The sequence below is a fragment of the Mycobacterium sp. URHD0025 genome, assembly GCF_000426065.1.
GTDB lineage: Bacteria > Actinomycetota > Actinomycetes > Mycobacteriales > Mycobacteriaceae > Mycobacterium.
In genome coordinates, this window is sequence record NZ_AUEQ01000012.1 from 85,487 (window position 1) to 100,849 (window position 15,363).

Annotated in this window: 14 protein-coding genes; 9 read left to right on the forward strand and 5 right to left on the reverse strand. The window is 67.1% G+C overall.

The genetic code is table 11. The features are described 5' to 3' along the window. Positions 1–2: 2 nt before the first annotated feature. The gene (gene malQ, locus H977_RS0119115; protein ID WP_029109357.1) at positions 3–2,132 is read right to left on the reverse strand and encodes a 4-alpha-glucanotransferase; all 2,130 of its coding nucleotides are present in this window, start codon (positions 2,130–2,132) and stop codon (positions 3–5) included. A gap of 33 nt (positions 2,133–2,165) precedes the next feature. Further along, positions 2,166–3,443: a diaminopimelate decarboxylase gene (lysA, locus tag H977_RS0119120; protein ID WP_029109358.1), complete on the reverse strand. Its 1,278-nt coding sequence runs from the start codon at positions 3,441–3,443 to the stop codon at positions 2,166–2,168. Between the two features lie 78 nt (positions 3,444–3,521). Between lysA and H977_RS0119125 the strand changes: the two genes are divergently transcribed. The 3 genes from H977_RS0119125 to H977_RS0119135 are packed head-to-tail and all read left to right on the forward strand — an operon-like array spanning position 3,522 to position 6,356. After that, positions 3,522–4,130, forward strand: coding sequence for a TetR/AcrR family transcriptional regulator (locus H977_RS0119125; RefSeq protein ID WP_029109359.1), 609 nt, complete (start codon positions 3,522–3,524; stop codon positions 4,128–4,130). Then, positions 4,127–5,035: an SDR family NAD(P)-dependent oxidoreductase gene (locus H977_RS0119130; RefSeq protein WP_029109360.1), complete on the forward strand. Its 909-nt coding sequence runs from the start codon at positions 4,127–4,129 to the stop codon at positions 5,033–5,035. Before H977_RS0119125 ends, H977_RS0119130 begins: the two co-directional genes overlap by 4 nt. 58 nt (positions 5,036–5,093) lie before the next feature. Beyond that, on the forward strand, positions 5,094–6,356 hold the full coding sequence (locus H977_RS0119135; RefSeq protein WP_051288954.1) for an MFS transporter: 1,263 nt from the start codon (positions 5,094–5,096) through the stop codon (positions 6,354–6,356). On the opposite strand, the gene H977_RS0119140 is transcribed toward H977_RS0119135, so the two are convergent. Both H977_RS0119140 and H977_RS0119145 read right to left on the reverse strand, forming a co-directional pair. After that, positions 6,300–6,629, reverse strand: coding sequence for a DMT family transporter (locus tag H977_RS0119140; RefSeq protein ID WP_029109362.1), 330 nt, complete (start codon positions 6,627–6,629; stop codon positions 6,300–6,302). The genes H977_RS0119135 and H977_RS0119140 overlap by 57 nt on opposite strands. Continuing rightward, positions 6,629–6,964, reverse strand: a complete 336-nt coding sequence (locus tag H977_RS0119145) for a DMT family transporter (RefSeq protein ID WP_029109363.1) — start codon at positions 6,962–6,964, stop codon at positions 6,629–6,631. Before H977_RS0119145 ends, H977_RS0119140 begins: the two co-directional genes overlap by 1 nt. Before the next feature lie 141 nt (positions 6,965–7,105). Between H977_RS0119145 and H977_RS0119150 the strand changes: the two genes are divergently transcribed. The 6 genes from H977_RS0119150 to H977_RS0119175 all read left to right on the forward strand — a co-directional run bounded on the left by H977_RS0119150 (position 7,106) and on the right by H977_RS0119175 (position 13,449). After that, positions 7,106–8,668 carry a carboxylesterase/lipase family protein gene (locus tag H977_RS0119150; RefSeq protein WP_029109364.1) on the forward strand — a complete coding sequence of 521 codons (1,563 nt, stop codon included), beginning with the start codon at positions 7,106–7,108 and terminating at the stop codon, positions 8,666–8,668. Positions 8,669–8,680: 12 nt separating this feature from the next. After that, positions 8,681–9,592: a sterol desaturase family protein gene (locus tag H977_RS0119155; protein WP_029109365.1), complete on the forward strand. Its 912-nt coding sequence runs from the start codon at positions 8,681–8,683 to the stop codon at positions 9,590–9,592. Between the two features lie 303 nt (positions 9,593–9,895). Continuing rightward, on the forward strand, positions 9,896–10,513 hold the full coding sequence (locus H977_RS0119160) for a LysM peptidoglycan-binding domain-containing protein (protein ID WP_029109366.1): 618 nt from the start codon (positions 9,896–9,898) through the stop codon (positions 10,511–10,513). Between the two features lie 154 nt (positions 10,514–10,667). Beyond that, the gene (locus H977_RS33515; protein ID WP_036476453.1) at positions 10,668–11,366 is read left to right on the forward strand and encodes an Rv1815 family serine proteinase; all 699 of its coding nucleotides are present in this window, start codon (positions 10,668–10,670) and stop codon (positions 11,364–11,366) included. A gap of 104 nt (positions 11,367–11,470) precedes the next feature. After that, positions 11,471–11,965, forward strand: a complete 495-nt coding sequence (locus tag H977_RS0119170) for a VOC family protein (RefSeq protein WP_029109367.1) — start codon at positions 11,471–11,473, stop codon at positions 11,963–11,965. Beyond that, positions 11,962–13,449: an FAD-binding protein gene (locus H977_RS0119175; protein ID WP_029109368.1), complete on the forward strand. Its 1,488-nt coding sequence runs from the start codon at positions 11,962–11,964 to the stop codon at positions 13,447–13,449. The genes H977_RS0119170 and H977_RS0119175 overlap by 4 nt, the downstream gene beginning before the upstream one ends. Here the strand turns inward: H977_RS0119175 and H977_RS0119180 are convergent. Next, a complete protein-coding gene (locus H977_RS0119180) occupies positions 13,446–15,359 on the reverse strand; it encodes an ABC transporter ATP-binding protein/permease (protein ID WP_029109369.1) in 1,914 nt (637 codons plus the stop codon). The two genes, H977_RS0119175 and H977_RS0119180, sit on opposite strands and share 4 nt — an antisense overlap. Between the last annotated feature and the right edge of the window lie 4 nt (positions 15,360–15,363).

A 15,363-nucleotide genomic window follows, 5' to 3' on the forward strand; every position in this document is an offset into this window, starting at 1 on the left:
CGTTACATCCCGGCCCGGCCGGTATGGGCGGTGATCGACCTCATCACATCGCACAACGCCGACGCCCGCGCATCGGGGAAGACATCCTCCAGAAGAAGCCGGCGACCGTCCGGACCGGCCAGTGGAATGCGCCAGTTCGGGTATTCGTCGGTGGTTCCCGGCTGGTTCTGAGTGCGCACCTCGCCGACCGCATCGGCCAGCGACAGCGCAAGCAGTTTCGACGGGGTGCGGCCCAGATACCGGTACAGAGCCGACACGATCTCATCGGTGTCCGGGTCCTGCCCGAGCAGGCCGACGCGGCGCAACTCGTCGAACCAGGCGGTTTGGGCGGCGCGGTCCGCGGCCAGCTCCTGATCGGCGGGCCGGGTCAGCAGGCCCAGTTGCTCGCGCAACCGCACGTGCTCGCCGGCCAGATAGCCGGGCGTCGGCGGCAGGTCGTGAGTGGTCACCGAAGACAGGCAGTACTCCCGCCACCGTTCGGCGGGCAAGGGTTTTCCGGAGCCGTCCGACTCGAACCACAGGATCGAGGTGCCGAACAGCCCCCGCTCCTGCAGATAATCGCGTACCCACGGTTCGACGGTGCCCAGGTCCTCACCGACCACCACGGCGCCGGCCCGATGTGCCTCCAGCGCGATGATGCCGATCATCGCGTCGTGGTCGTAGCGCACATAGGTGCCCTCGGTAGGTGCGGCACCCTTCGGGATCCACCACAGCCGGAACATGCCGATGATGTGGTCGATGCGCACGCCACCGGAATGCCGCAGCGCCATGTTGACCACTGTGCGGAACGGTTCATAGGCCTGCTCGACGAGGCGGTCGGGCCGCCACGGCGGCTGTGACCAGTCCTGCCCGAGCTGGTTGAACTCATCCGGCGGTGCGCCCGCGGTGACCCCCAGTGCCAGCACATCCTGCAGAGCCCAGGCGTCGGCGCCATCGGGATCGACCCCCACCGCCAAGTCGCTCATCACTCCGAGTTCCATACCGGCCTGCACCGCCGTGGCCTGAGCGGCGGTGAGTTGATCGTCGAGCACCCACTGCAACCACCGGTGAAAGTCCACCGCCTGCGGATTGGCCGCGGCGAATGCGGCCACCTCAGGATTGGCCGGATGCTGCAGCGGCTCGGGCCAGCCATGCCAATCGGCGCCGTACTGTTCGGCAAGCGCACACCAAATCGCGAAATCCTCCAGGCTGCGGCCCTGACGGGCCCGGTAGGCGGCGTAGGCCACCTGGCGGCCCGCCGAACGCTCGACCCGGTACACCTGCTCCAGAGCGGTGCGTTTGGCCTGCCAGGCCGCGTCGCGATCGATGGTGGGGTGGCGGTCGGCCCGCTTGTTCAGCACGGAGCGCAGCGCCCGGATACGGCCGCGGTGACGGACCTCGGCGAACTCCGGGATGGCTTCGACCCGTAGATAGAGCGGGTTGCCGAAGCGGCGGGAAGTGGGCAGATACGGCGACGGCTCCATCGGCGCGGTGGGGGCGGCCGCATGAAGCGGGTTGACCAGGATGAACCCAGCCTCGTGCTCGGCCGCCGACCACACCGCGAGGTCGGCCAGATCTGTCAGATCGCCTGTGCCCCAAGAGGATTTGGACCGAACGCTGTAGAGCTGGACGGCCAGGCCCCAGGCGCGGCGCGGGCCCAGCCGGGCGGGCAGTTCCAGCGTGGCAGGCGAGATCACCACCGGGGTCCCGACATCAGAGTCGCCCAACCGCAGCCGGTGATAGCCCAGCGGGAGGTCGGCGGGCAACTCGAACGTGGCCTCACCGATCAACCGGTCCCCGAGCTCGTACGGGGGGCGGTTGTTCTCCAACTGCCGCAGGCCGGTGCGCTCGGTGCCGTCCTCGAGAAGCAGGGTCAGGTCGACGGGATCACCGTGCGGGACATGCACCCAGAAACTCGATGGCACCGTCGCCCGGCCCAGCACGATGGGTGGCAGGCTGCGCTGCCAGTACTCCCGGTCGTGGGCGGCCAGGGAATCGATGCGGTCGGCTTCGGTGCCTGCCGGGACGCCGAGCGCATCCAGCACGGCCACCAGCGTGGACTCGTCGACAGCGGTGCGCCGGCCGCTCCAATCGTCGAACTCGGCGGCCACGCCGTAGCGGCGGGCCAACTCCAGCAGAGCCGATGAGGTCATGAGACCAATCTTGGTGCCCAGGACGCGATCGTGTCAGTCGACATCGCGGGACAGCAGGTCATCCCAGGTGTCACGGCGCACGACCAGCCGGGCAGTTCCTTTGTGCGCGAACACAACCGGAACCCGGCGGGCACCGTTGTACTGATTCGACATGGTGTAGCAATACGCCCCGGTGACCGGTACCGCCAGTAGGTCGCCGACCTTCGGTTCGCGCAGCGCCACGGCGTCGATCAGCTGATCGCCGGACTCGCAGTGCCTGCCGACGAGGCTGACCGGCTCGCCGCCGCCGACGCGGTCGGCGATGGTGGCCTCGAACCGCTGCCCGGTCAGCGACACCTCCAGGTTGTCGCCCATCCCGCCGTCCACCGCCACATGGGTGATCGCCCCGTGTTTGACGGTGGTGACGCGGTACAGCGTGCAGGCGTTGGCCGCCACCATGCTGCGACCGGGTTCGACGATGATCCGGCTGTCGGGCGGCAGCAACTCACGGGCCTGGGTCACCATCGCCTCGGCGTAGTCGTCCAGGCTCGGCGGGTCCTCGTCGTAGGTGTAGCGCGCCCCGAGTCCGCCGCCGAGGTCGTAGACCTCGAACGTGCCAAGAGCCGCGATCGGTTTCACCGCCGCGGCCAGTTGCTCGACATCGAGCAGTTGCGATCCCACGTGGGTGTGCACACCGTCCAGGCGTAGCCGCGGACTGGCCTCGATACGCGCGATCGCCGCCCGGGCGTCCGCGGGCATCAGGCCGAACTTGGACCCGGCATGGCCGGTGGCCTGCGAGGCGTGCGTGGCGGCCTCGACGCCGGGGATCACCCGGACCAGACACGGTTGCTTGTGGCCGGCGGGCACGATCCGCTCCAGCCGGTCGATGTCGTCGAAGTTGTCGACCACTACGAGACCCACACCGTGGCCGACGGCCAGCGTGAGTTCCTCGTCGGTCTTGGCGTTGCCGTGCAGCACCAGCCGGGCCGGATCGGCACCGGCCTTGATCGCCGACAAGACCTCGCCTCCGCCCGCGACGTCGAGGTGCAGCCCTTCGGATGCCATCACCCGCTGGACCGCGGTGCAGGGGAAGGACTTCGACGCGAACGCGACGTCACTGCGCGGCCAGCGAGTGCGGAACGCCGAGAGATAGTCGACGGCCCGCTGCCGCAACGCGCTCTCATCGACCACGATCGCCGGGGTGCCGAACTGCCCGGCGACGGAATCCAGCCGGCAGCCGCCGACCAACAGCATGCCGTCGCTGTCCTGCCGTGTTCCGGGCGGGAAGAGCCCGATCAGATCGTCGGCGGTGGTCTCGCTGTGGATCGTCACCGGTTCAGCGTGCCACTGGCGACGCCTCCCCGAGCGCTGTTAGATTGTCTGTAACGATCCTTACAGAGGCAGGTGTACATGCCCAGCGCATCCACGAAGCGACAACAGCAGGGCGCGGGTTCTCGCGAGCAGATCCTCGACGCCACCGAGCGATTGATGGCCACGCGCGGTTATGCCGCCACCTCCATCAGTCACATCCGCGAGGCCTGCGGTCTGCCGGCCAGCTCGATTTACTGGCATTTCGGGTCCAAGGACGGAGTCCTCGCGGCGGTGATGGAACGCGGAGCCGACCGTTTCTTCGCGGCCATACCCAGCGGGGGCAGCATCGGCGAACAGTTGGCGGTCCTCGCGGGCCTGCAATCACAGCGTCCCGAGTTCCTCCGCATCCTCTACCTGCTGTCCCTGGAACGCAGTGATGACCCGACGGTGACAGCGGTGGTGCGCCGCGTGCGGGACACCGCCATCGCGCGCTTCTCCGCCGCAATCCGCGGCCAATTGCCCGCAGATGTAGCACCACGCCGTGCGGAGCGGGTGGTCGCCGAACTCACGGCATTCGCTGTCGCGCAATCCGACGGCGTCTTCTTCGCCCGCCATCTCGAGCCCGACAGCACCGACGTGGCGCGCATGTACCGGCGGCTGTGGCAGGCCGTCACCGCCCTCATCCCGATACTCCTGGAGGAAATGTGACGGGCAAGACCGCGATCATCACCGGTGCGAACACCGGGCTCGGATTCGAATGCACGCGGGCACTGCTGGCCTCCGATCCGGAGTGGCATGTGGTGATGGCGGTGCGCGACACCGCGCGTGGGGCCGACGCGGCCGCCCGGCTCGACTCTCCCGGACGCGTCACCGTCGGCGAGCTCGACCTGGCATCGCTGCGGTCGGTGCGTGACTTCGCCGACAGATTGCCGCATCTGGAGGTTCCGCCGTTGGCCGCGCTGGTGTGCAACGCCGGCCTGCAGGTGGTCTCGGGGTCACCGATAACGGCGGACGGCCATGAAATGACGTTCGGCGTCAACCACCTCGGTCACTTCGCCCTGGTGCGGCACGTGCTGGGTGCGTTGACGGCCCCGGCCCGGATCGTGGTGGTCAGCAGCGGCACCCACGATCCGGACAAGTTCACGGGAATGCCTGTGCCGCAATATAATTCAGCTGAGGAACTACTGTGTCCAGCGGTGGGCGGCCTGACGGGCGAAGAGGGCCGGCGTCGCTACACCACTTCCAAACTCTGCAACATGCTCTTCACCTACGAATTGGACCGGCGGTTGGGGCACGGGGCCCGCGGAATCACCGTCAACGCATTCGACCCGGGGCTGATGCCGGGTTCTGGGCTGGCCCGGGACTACCGGGGCGTCCAGCGACTGGCCTGGCGCCTGCTCATGCCGGCACTGCGGGTATTGCCCAATGTGAACAGCACCAGGCGTTCGGGAGCCAACCTCGCCGCGCTCGCCGCCGATCCCGCCCTCGAGGGTGTCACCGGGGAGTACTTCGAAGGAACTCGCAGGATCCGCTCCTCCCGCGATTCGTACGACGCGGGCAAGGCGGCCGATCTGTGGCAGGTCAGCGAACGGTTGGTGGCCGCGGTCGGCTAGCTTTGCCGGGGCCTTTCCGCGGACACAGTGGTTTCGTGGGCACAGTAGTGTCGCCTCAGTGGTATCCAGGCCGGTCTCACCGAATCGCGATTCCGCCGCCTTGCGCCGGGCCCGCATCGCGGTGGGAGCTCTGTTTCTGACCAACGGAGCGATCTTCGCCAATCTGCTGCCGCGCTATCCGGAGATCAAAACCGATCTGCACCTCGGCAACGCGGTGTACGGCGCTGCCGTCGCGTCGTTCTCCGCCGGGGCACTGGTGGCGGGACTGACCGCGGCGACGCTGATTCGACGGTTCGGCAGCGCACGGGTCGCGGTGATCGGCACGGTCGGCCTGGCCGCGTTCGTCGTCGCAGCCGGTGTCGCGGACACGGCACTGCTGCTCGCCGCCGCCCTGTTTGTGGCCGGGGCGTGTGATTCTGTGGTCGACGTCGCGCAGAACGCACATGGGCTGCGGGTGCAACGCGAACACGGCCGCTCGATCATCAACTCGCTGCACGCCGTGTGGGCGGCCGGTGCGATCCTCGGCGGGCTCACGGGTGCCGGTGCGATCGCGCTCGGAATACCGCGCGGAATCCAGCTTTCGGCGGTCGGAGTGCTGTTGAGTGCGGTGGCTCTGGTGGCCTACCGCTACCTGTTGCCCGGCCCCGACCATGACGACCACCCTGCGGCGCACGCCTCCGCCGCGATGACCAAGGCCGGCCCGCGGGTGTACCTGATCCTGGTGGCGCTGGTGCTGATCGCCATTGCCGGCGCCACGGTCGAGGACTCCGGAAGCTCGTGGGCCACGCTGTATCTGCGCGACTCCCTGCACGCGCCACCCGCGCTGGCCGTCTTCGGGTACATCGCACTGGTCGGGTTCATGTTCATCGGCCGGTTGGCCGGTGACCGGCTGGTCGATCGGTTCGGCGAGGCCGTCGTGGCGCGCGCGGGCGGCATGATCGCGGCCGCCGGGATGGGCCTCGCATTGGCCTTCCCGAGCATCCCCGCCACGATCGCCGGTTTCGCGCTCGCGGGCCTGGGGGTGGCCACGCTGGTGCCGGCCGCCATGCACGGCGCCGACCAACTGCCCGGCCTGCGCCCCGGCACCGGGCTCACCGTGGTCACCTGGCTCATGCGGGTCGGATTCTTCGGGGCGCCACTACTGGTCGGACTCGTCGCCGATGCCGCCGGGTTGCGGGCCGGCCTGCTGGTGGTGCCATTGGCAGGGCTGCTGGCAGTCCTTCTGGCCGGCGTGCTCCCGCGTAGGCCGGCGCCGACTCAAGATTCAGTGGCTGTGCCCGACGCCGGCGAGCTCGATCGTGAACACACCCGACACGATTAGGGCGATGCCGAGCATCATCACCGGTGTCAGCGGCTCCTTGAACAGGAACTTGGCGACGACGGCGACCAGGGCTACACCGCACGCGGTCCAGATGCCGTAGGCGATCCCCACCGGTACACCGAACGACAGCGCCAGCCACAGCAGATAGAACGACATCAGATAACCGGCGACGACCGGCGCGATCCAGACCTTGCGGCGGAAACCGTCCGATGCCCGCAGCGCGAGCGTGGCGCACACCTCGACCAGGATCGCCCCGGTCAACGCAAGCCACATCATGATTCGGCCTCCCGCGGGTGCGACCCGAGTTCGACAAGCAGCACGCCCGCGATGATCAAACCGATGCCTGCCGCGATCGGCCAGGTGAAGGGGTCATCGAACAAAAATGCGGCGAGTACGGCCGTCGCGGCGGTACCGAGCGCACCCCAGATTCCGTAGGCGACGCCGACGGGCATGCCGGCTCGCAGCACGAGGGTCAGCAACACGAACGCGGCCAGGTAGCCGGACGCCACCAGCACCAGCCACCCCGGATGATCCTGGGACGCGCGCAGCGACAGTGTGGCGGTGACTTCGGTGGCGACGGCCGCTATCAACAACACCCACGTCCGCACTCGACAAACCTATCCGAGCGCCCGAAGGCGGGTGAGTACCGTGGGGGAGTTCGCCCAGCTTCACCGAGGAGTTCGCATGACCGATTCGACGACGCGCGCCCACGCCAGGAGTTTGCCGGTCGCCGACGAACGGCCGGTCCGGTGACCGCGGCCGGCGGTCCGGTCGTCGACACCGCCTACGGACCGGTGCGCGGGACCGACCGCGGAACGGTCAAGCAGTGGCTGGGTATTCGGTACGCGGCCGCTCCGGTCGGTGAGTTGCGGTGGCGGTCACCACAACCGCCCGCGCGTTGGCAGGAGATCGCCGACGCGACCGCGCCCGGTCCGGTATGCCCGCAGATGACGGATCCGAGGCTCCCGCTCGACCTGGGCGGCCGCCAAGGTGAGGACAGTCTGGTGCTCAATGTCTGGGCGCCCGGCGGAACAGGAGCCGGCGACGCCAAGCCGGTCATGGTCTGGGTCCACGGTGGCGCCTATGTCCTCGGCTCGGGAAGCCAACCGCTCTACAACGGGTCGGTGCTGGCCGCCGAAGGCGACGTCGTCGTGGTCACGCTCAACTACCGGCTAGGCCCGTTCGGCTTCCTGGACCTGTCCGAATTCAACGGACGGGCCGGTGCGAAGGGACTGCGTTTCGACACCAACGTCGGCCTGCGCGACGTGCTGTCGGCATTGCACTGGGTACGCGACAACATCGCCGCATTCGGTGGCGACCCGCAACGGGTGACGCTGTTCGGCGAGTCGGCCGGCGGCGGCATCGTCACCACCCTGCTGGCCAGCCCGGCCGCCGAAGGGCTGTTCAGTGCTGCGATCGCGCAGAGTTCGCCTGCGACATCGGTGTACGACGCGGAGCGGTCCCGGACGGTGGCAGCACAGTTCCTCGAGCGCCTCGGCATCGCGGGCGACGACGTCGCGCGGTTGCCGGGCATGCCGGTACCGGCCATCCTGGCCGGCGCCAAGGCCGTGTTCGACGCGGTTCCCACCCAGACCCCGGGCCTGCTGGCATTCGCCCCGGTCGTCGACGGTGACATCGTCCCCGAGTACCCGGTGGCCGCCGCGCAGGAGGGACGCACCCACGCGGTGCCGCTGATCATCGGGACCAACGAGCACGAGGCCACGGTGTTCCGCTGGATGAAGTCACCGCTGATGCCGATCACCCCCGACGCTCTGCGTTCCATGTTCGCCGCGATCGCCGCCGAACAACCCGGCCTGCAGTTGCCGACCGAAGCCCAGATCACCTCGGCCTATGCGGGTTTGCGTCCCAAGGCGATCGGATTGGGCATGGCGCGTGACATCGGATTCCGGATGCCGACCCTGTGGTTCGCCGAGGGGCACAGCGCCGTCGCTCCGGTGTACCTGTACCGCTTCGACTTCACCACCCCGATGCTGCGGTTGCTGCGGCTCGGCGCCGCCCACGCCACCGAGCTGCCGTACGTGTGGGGCAATCTTGTTGCCGGACCGAAGGATCCGACGTTCAAGATGGGTGGGCTCAAGCACGGACGCGCGGTATCGGCGCGGGTACGTCGCCGCTGGGTCAACTTCGCCACCACCGGACAGCCCGCGGGTGCGCTCGGAGAACCGGTGTGGCGGCCGTACCGCCGCGAGGACCGGGCCACCCTGGTGATCGACAAACATGACAAGACCGTCGCCGACCTGGACCGCGACCTGCACACCGCGTGGGGCAGCCAGATCCTCAATTTCCGCTAGGGCGAATCCGACATGGACATGATCCGGTCCGTTCTGGACTTTCTGCCTCCGCCGATGCGGGACCCGGTGTTCTTCGCGATCCCGTTCTTCCTGGTGCTGTTGACGGTGGAATGGGTTGCGGCGCGGCGCCTGGAGCACCTCGAATCCGGACGTATGCCCGCCGGTTCGTTCCACACCCGCGATGCCTGGGCGAGCATCTCGATGGGACTGGTGTCGATCCTCACCACGGCCGGGTGGAAACTGCTGGCGCTGTTGGGTTATGCCGCCATCTACGCGTACCTGGCACCGTGGCACCTGCCCGGAAACCGGTGGTACACCTGGCTGATCGCGATCGTCGGGGTGGATCTGCTGTTCTACGGATATCACCGGGTGGCGCACCGGGTGCGGTTGGTCTGGGCCACGCATCAGGCACATCACTCGAGTGAGTACTACAACTTCGCCACCGCACTACGGCAGAAATGGAACAACAGCGGCGAGATCCTGGCCTGGATTCCGCTGCCGCTGCTCGGCGTCCCGCCGTGGCTGGTGTTCGCCGCCTTCTCGGTGAACCTGGTCTATCAGTTCTGGGTCCATACCGAACGTGTCGGAAAGTTGTGGCGGCCAATCGAATTCGTGTTCAACACGCCGTCGCATCATCGCGTTCACCACGGACGCGACCAGCTCTACCTCGACCGCAACTACGGCGGAATCTTCATCGTGTGGGACCGGATGTTCGGTACGTTCCAGCCGGAGGTGTTCCGCCCGCACTACGGGCTGACCAAACAGGTGAACACCTTCAACATCTGGAAGCTGCAGACTCACGAATATGTGGCGATCGCCCGGGACGTGCGGCAGGCGGACCGGATGCGGGACCGGCTGGGGTATGTCTTCGGCCCGCCGGGCTGGCAGTCCACCGAGGTTTCCCGGTCCGAGCCGGTCGGTTAGCGGGTTCGCCCACCGAAGCTGGTCTGCCGTGGTGACGTTCGGCCGTGAACGGCAAAATGTTGCGCCACAACCATTGCCCGGCAAAACAATTGACGCGACCCGTTATTCGGCCCGGCTCTCGAATTGCGACACGCCGCGCAGGTGCGATTCGGTCCTACTGGCGGCGAAATTCCCGGTGTTTCCCAGAGTTTGTGTGACGTTTGGATTCGGGCCGAGCCGAATAGCACCAAAGCAAACATCAAGTCAGTAAGGTCGACGGAACCGGGCGCACAGCCCGGGTCACGGTTCAGAAAGGGGCATTGCGTGGGAGACACACTGACCGAAGGACAGAAGCTGGAGAAGGGGGGGTCGCTCACCTCTAACAACGGCGCATACACGCTGACGTTGCAGGACGACGGCAACCTCGTGTTGTACGCACGCGACGAAGCGGTCTGGTCGACTTCCACCAACGGCCAGGACGTGGTGCGGGCGGAGGTGCAGACCGACGGTAACTTCGTAGTGTACACCGCCGAGAAGCCGGTCTGGCACACCGACACCAAGGGCAAGAAGAACGTCAAGCTGGTTCTCCAGGACGACCGCAACTTGGTGCTGTACGCCGCGGACGGGCCCGCGTGGTCGTCCAAGACCGAGACCTCCGAGCCGCCGCCACCGGCCCCCGAGGCTCCCGCGCCCGAGGTCGAGGTTGCCCCGGCCGCTGTCGAGGAGCCGGTTGCCGCGCCCGAGCCGGCCGCGCCGCCGCCACCCCCGCCACCGCCGCCCGCGCCTGAGCCGCGCACCTACACGGTGGTTTCCGGCGACACCCTGTGGGCCATCGCCGAGCGGTTCTATGGAGACGGCAACAGGTACCAGCAGATCGCCGATGCCAGCGGCATCGCCAATCCTGACCTGATTCACCCAGGCCAGGTCTTGACGATTCCCTGACCTGTTCGGATGCACGGCCCGGACCCTCGTGGTCCGGGCCGTCGTCGTTTTCCGCCCGGGGATACGGGTACCCCCGGTAACGAAGTTGCCGTGGGACCGATATTGATGTCGGTAGGGTGACGTGCACCACGTCCGATAACGAGGGAGGCCGGCCATGCAGAGGTGGCTTGGTGGGGTGATGAGGACGTTGGTCGTGGTTCCGGTGGCTGGACTGCTCGTCTGTCCGGTACCGGTCGCCTCTGCGGCGGGTTCGCTGGTGTATCCGGGCATGGAGATCCGGCAGGACACCAACGTCTGCACGTTGGGCTTCGTGGATCCCGGGAGCCGGATGGCGTTCACGGCGGGGCATTGCCGCGGCGCCGGGCCGGTCAGCGACCGGGACGGCAACTTCATCGGGCACATGGGGTCCTTCCGCGACAACACGCCCGACGGCGCCACGGTGGACACCAACCACATGATCTCCGATTGGGAGACCATCCAATTGGCCGGCGACGTCGTGGTCAACAACGTCCTTCCTGGCGGGCGGATGCTGACGGAGGATCCCGCGGTGACACCGACACCTGGGGCCCCGGTCTGTCACTTCGGTGTCGTCACCGGAGAGACCTGCGGCACCATCCAAGCGGTCAACAACGGCTGGTTCACCATGGCCAACGGTGTGGTCAGCCAAAAGGGCGATTCCGGTGGCCCGGTGTACGTGATCACGCCGGACGGCCGGGCCGCCATCGTCGGGATGTTCAACAGCACGTGGGGCAACTATCCGGCGGCCGTGTCCTGGCAGAACGCCAGCGGACAGGCGCGGAGCGACGGAGGACCTCTGTCCGGCGAGGTGTCCAACCTGGTCGGGCAGCCCTGACCGGTACGAACCGGACACCCGGCGGTGCGGTTTGCCGGCGGGACGAATCGCAGAACTAGAACACGTTCTAGCTTTCGCGCCGAGTCGGCGATATTCTCATGGCGATGCTTGATCAGACACCTGTCCAGATCGCCTGGGTTACCGACGATCTGGACGCCACCGAACAGGCCCTGAGCACGCTGCTCGGGGCACGCCGGTGGGTACGTATGCCCGCGGTGCATTTCAGCCCCGAAAGCTGCACCTACCGCGGCCGGGCCGCCGATTTCGTGGCCGACATCTCGCTGAGCTACGCCGGTGACACCCAACTGGAACTCATCGCACCGGTGCGCGGAGACAGTGTCTACAGTGAGTTCCTCGACCAGCACGGCGCGGGCCTGCACCACATCTGCATCGAGGCGGCCGACGCGCACGCATTCGATACGAAACTGCGCGACGCCGAAGCTGACGGGACACCGGTTGTGTGCCAGGGCGTCATGCCGGGGGGTATGAGGTTCGCGTACGTGTCTGCCGTCGCGGCCGGCGTGCCGTATCTGGAGATCGCTTACATTCCGCCCGAGATCCGGGCGTTCTTCGAGTATGTGAAACAGGAGCAGCAGTGAAGGAAATCCCCGAGGTCTTGGCGGCTGCGGATGTCCAATCCTGGTCCGACGAGTTCGACGTCGTGGTGATCGGGTTCGGCATCGCCGGAGGCTGCGCAGCGGTCAGCGCCGCCGCAGAGGGCGCCCGCGTCCTGGTGTTGGAGAAGGCGGCGGCCGCCGGTGGCACCACGTCGATGGCAGGTGGGCACTTCTATCTCGGCGGCGGCACGGCAGTGCAGGAGGCGACGGGGCACCCCGACACCGCCGAAGAGATGTACAAGTACCTGGCCGCCGTGTCTCGGGAACCCGATCTGGACAAGATCCGCGCCTACTGCGACGGCAGCGTCGAGCACTTCGATTGGCTTGAGGCACTGGGGTTCCAGTTCGAGCGCAGCTTCTACCCGGGCAAGGTGGTGGTACCACCCGGCACCGAGGGACTGTCCTACACGGGCAACGAGAAGGTGTGGCCGTTCATCGAGCAGGCCAAGCCGGCTCCGCGCGGACACTCGGTGCCCGTGCCGGGGGAGTTGGGCGGGGCGGCGATGGTGATCGATCTCCTGCTGAAACGCGCTGAGACGCTGGGTGTCACGATCCGCTACGAGGTCGGTGCCACCAACCTGATCGTCGACGGCAGTTCGGCTCAGCGCGACGTCGTCGGGGTGAAATGGAAGCACTTCGGCGAAACCGGTTGTGTCAAGGCGAAATCGGTCATCATCACCGCCGGTGGCTTCGCCATGAACCCCGAGATGGTCGCCGAATACACTCCGGCACTGGGCAAGAAGCGCCGCACCAAGCACCACGGTGAGGTCGAGCCCTACATCCTGGGCAATCCCAACGACGACGGCCTGGGTATCCGGATGGGTGTGGCCGCGGGCGGCGTGGCGAACGGCATGGATCAGCTGTTCATCACCGCCGCGGCCTACCCTCCGGAAATCCTGTTGACCGGCGTCATCGTCAACAACCAGGGGCAACGCTTCGTCGCCGAGGACTCCTACCATTCCCGTACCTCGGCGTTCGTGCTGCAGCAGCCCGATCAGCAGGCCTACCTCATCGTCGACGAGGCGCACATGGAGATGCCTGCCATGCCGCTGATCCAGTTCATCGATGGATACGAGACGATCGCCGAAATCGAAGAAGCACTGGGTATTCCGGCCGGAAACCTGGCGGCGACGCTGGACCGCTACAACAAGAACGCGGCCGACGGCGAGGATCCCGACTTCCACAAGCAACCCGACTACATCGCCGCACAAGACACCGGGCCGTATGCCGCGTTCGACCTGTCGCTCGGGGTCGCCATGTACTCAGGCTTCACCATGGGCGGGCTGACGGTATCCATCGACGGTGAGGTACTGCGGCAGGACGGCAGCGTCATCCCCGGCCTGTACGCGGCGGGCGCCTGTGCGTCCAACATCGCCCAGGACGGCATGGGATACGCCAGCGGTGTCCAGCTCGGCGAAGGCTCCTTCTTCGGGCGCCGCGCCGGAGCGCGTGCGGCGGCGCGTTAGGCCGGCGAACCGACCGGCGTCAGCTCCCACCGACCGTCGCCGAGTAGTTCCAGGCGGCGCTCGTGGAGCCGGTTGACGCTGTCGCGATGGCTGATGCTGACCACGATGCAGTCCGGTAACTCGGTGGGCAGCATCGTGTACAGCGCGTGCTGCTGGCCGGCGTCGAGAGCAGAGGTGGCCTCGTCGAGGAACACCGCCGACGGCTTGGCCAGCAGTACCCGGGCGAAGGCGATCCGCTGCTGTTCGCCGGGGGACAGCACCTTCCCCCAGTCGGCATCCTCGTCCAGCCGGGAAACCAGATTTCCCAGGGCCACCGCGTCGAGTGCCGCCCGGATCGCATCGTCGCCGTAGGTGCCCGCCGGTGAGGGGTAACAGGCCACGGTCCGTAGATCGCCCAGTGGGGCATAGGGCAGCTGGGACAGGAACATGACCCCGCCCTTCTCTGGATAGCGCACCGTGCCCGATCCATACGGCCAGAGCCGGGCCAGGCTGCGCAGCAGCGTCGTCTTCCCGGTGCCCGACGGCCCCGTGATGACCAACGAATCGCCGGGCACCAGCTGCATGTCCAGATCCTGCAGAAGCAGATCACCGTCGGGCGACCGCACCTCGACATCCTCTAGCTCGACCCCGCCGTTGGTGCTCACCCCGGTATCCAATCGTGGTAGCGCCCTTGCCTGTTCGTTCGCGGTGACAAGCCCGTCGAGCCGGATGATCGCGGCCCGGTACCCGGCGAATGCGTCGTACACGGAGCGGAAGAAACTCAACGAACTCTGCACTCTGCTGAACGCGCTCGCCGACTGCAGGACATCGCCGTACGTCAACTGACCCGCGAACAACCGGGGCGCCTGGATGATCAGCGGCAGCGGGTCGATGATCTGGTTGATGGACCTGTTCCAGCCGAGAAAGGCCACGCCGCGCACGACGAGCCTCCGGTAATTCGCGATGACGTTGGCGAACCGATCTGCCAGTGTGCCGCGTTCGGCACGTTCGCCGTGATAGAAGCCGACCGCCTCGGCGCCGTCGCGGACGCGCACCAGCGCGTACCGGAACGCCGCATTGGTCAGCGAATTGCGGAACGTCAGGCGGATCATCGGTCGGCCGATCCAGATCGCCACCACTGTCGTCATCAACACCCACAGCAACGCGATCCAGAACAACGCCTTCGGCACCGTCACGCCCAGAATCGTCAAGGGCCCCGCCAGATTCCACAGAATCGGGGTGAACGCGACCACCGAGACGATCGCGTACACCGATCCGAACAACAGCGTCTGCGCGGTGGCGACGGTCGGCGTATTGGTTTCGGGGCCGGTGCCCGTGGTGAACACATCGATGTCCTGCTGGATCCGCTGATCCGGATTGTCGATCGGGGTACCGCCGAAGCCGCCGATGAATCGCCCTCGGTAGTAGGCCCGTTGATCCAGCCAGTCGCCGGTGAGCCGGGTGGTGAGCCAGACCCGCCACCGAACGATGAAGTACTGCATCAGATACAGGTCGAGCACCGTGCGGGTGATGTCGGCCGTCACCAACATCGCGAAGATCATGATCGACCGCCAGAATCCGTCAATTCCCGAGCGGCGCACCGCATCATTGCCCGAGCCCGCGCCGGAGAAAGCCACTTGCAGCGCCGTGGTCTGATCGTTGAGGTAGTAGCTGAACAACACGTCCATCCGCACCGAGAGCATCACCGAGAACAGCAACACCCCGAGCAGTCCCCACACCGGAAGGCTTTGGCGCCCAACGAAATAACCGCTGGTGACCCGCCAGAACTGACGGCCCCACGTGGTGATGCGGGCCAGCACCGCCGCGACCGCGACCAGCGCCACCGCGCCGATCGCCCAGGCCTTGAGCACCCAGAACAACGACGCAAGGATCTCGTTGCCCCAGTCCAGCGACTGGGTGAACATCTCCATACCC

Excerpts from the sequence above, each read along its gene's own strand:
- H977_RS0119155 (WP_029109365.1), top strand. The coding sequence starts at position 8,681 with ATGGACATGATCCGGTCCGTTCTGGACTTTCTGCCTCCGCCGATGCGG.
- malQ (WP_029109357.1), bottom strand. The coding sequence starts at position 2,132 with ATGACCTCATCGGCTCTGCTGGAGTTGGCCCGCCGCTACGGCGTGGCC.
- H977_RS33515 (WP_036476453.1), top strand. The coding sequence starts at position 10,668 with ATGCAGAGGTGGCTTGGTGGGGTGATGAGGACGTTGGTCGTGGTTCCG.
- H977_RS0119180 (WP_029109369.1), bottom strand. The coding sequence starts at position 15,359 with ATGGAGATGTTCACCCAGTCGCTGGACTGGGGCAACGAGATCCTTGCG.
- H977_RS0119125 (WP_029109359.1), top strand. The coding sequence starts at position 3,522 with ATGCCCAGCGCATCCACGAAGCGACAACAGCAGGGCGCGGGTTCTCGC.
- H977_RS0119170 (WP_029109367.1), top strand. The coding sequence starts at position 11,471 with ATGCTTGATCAGACACCTGTCCAGATCGCCTGGGTTACCGACGATCTG.
- H977_RS0119140 (WP_029109362.1), bottom strand. The coding sequence starts at position 6,629 with ATGTGGCTTGCGTTGACCGGGGCGATCCTGGTCGAGGTGTGCGCCACG.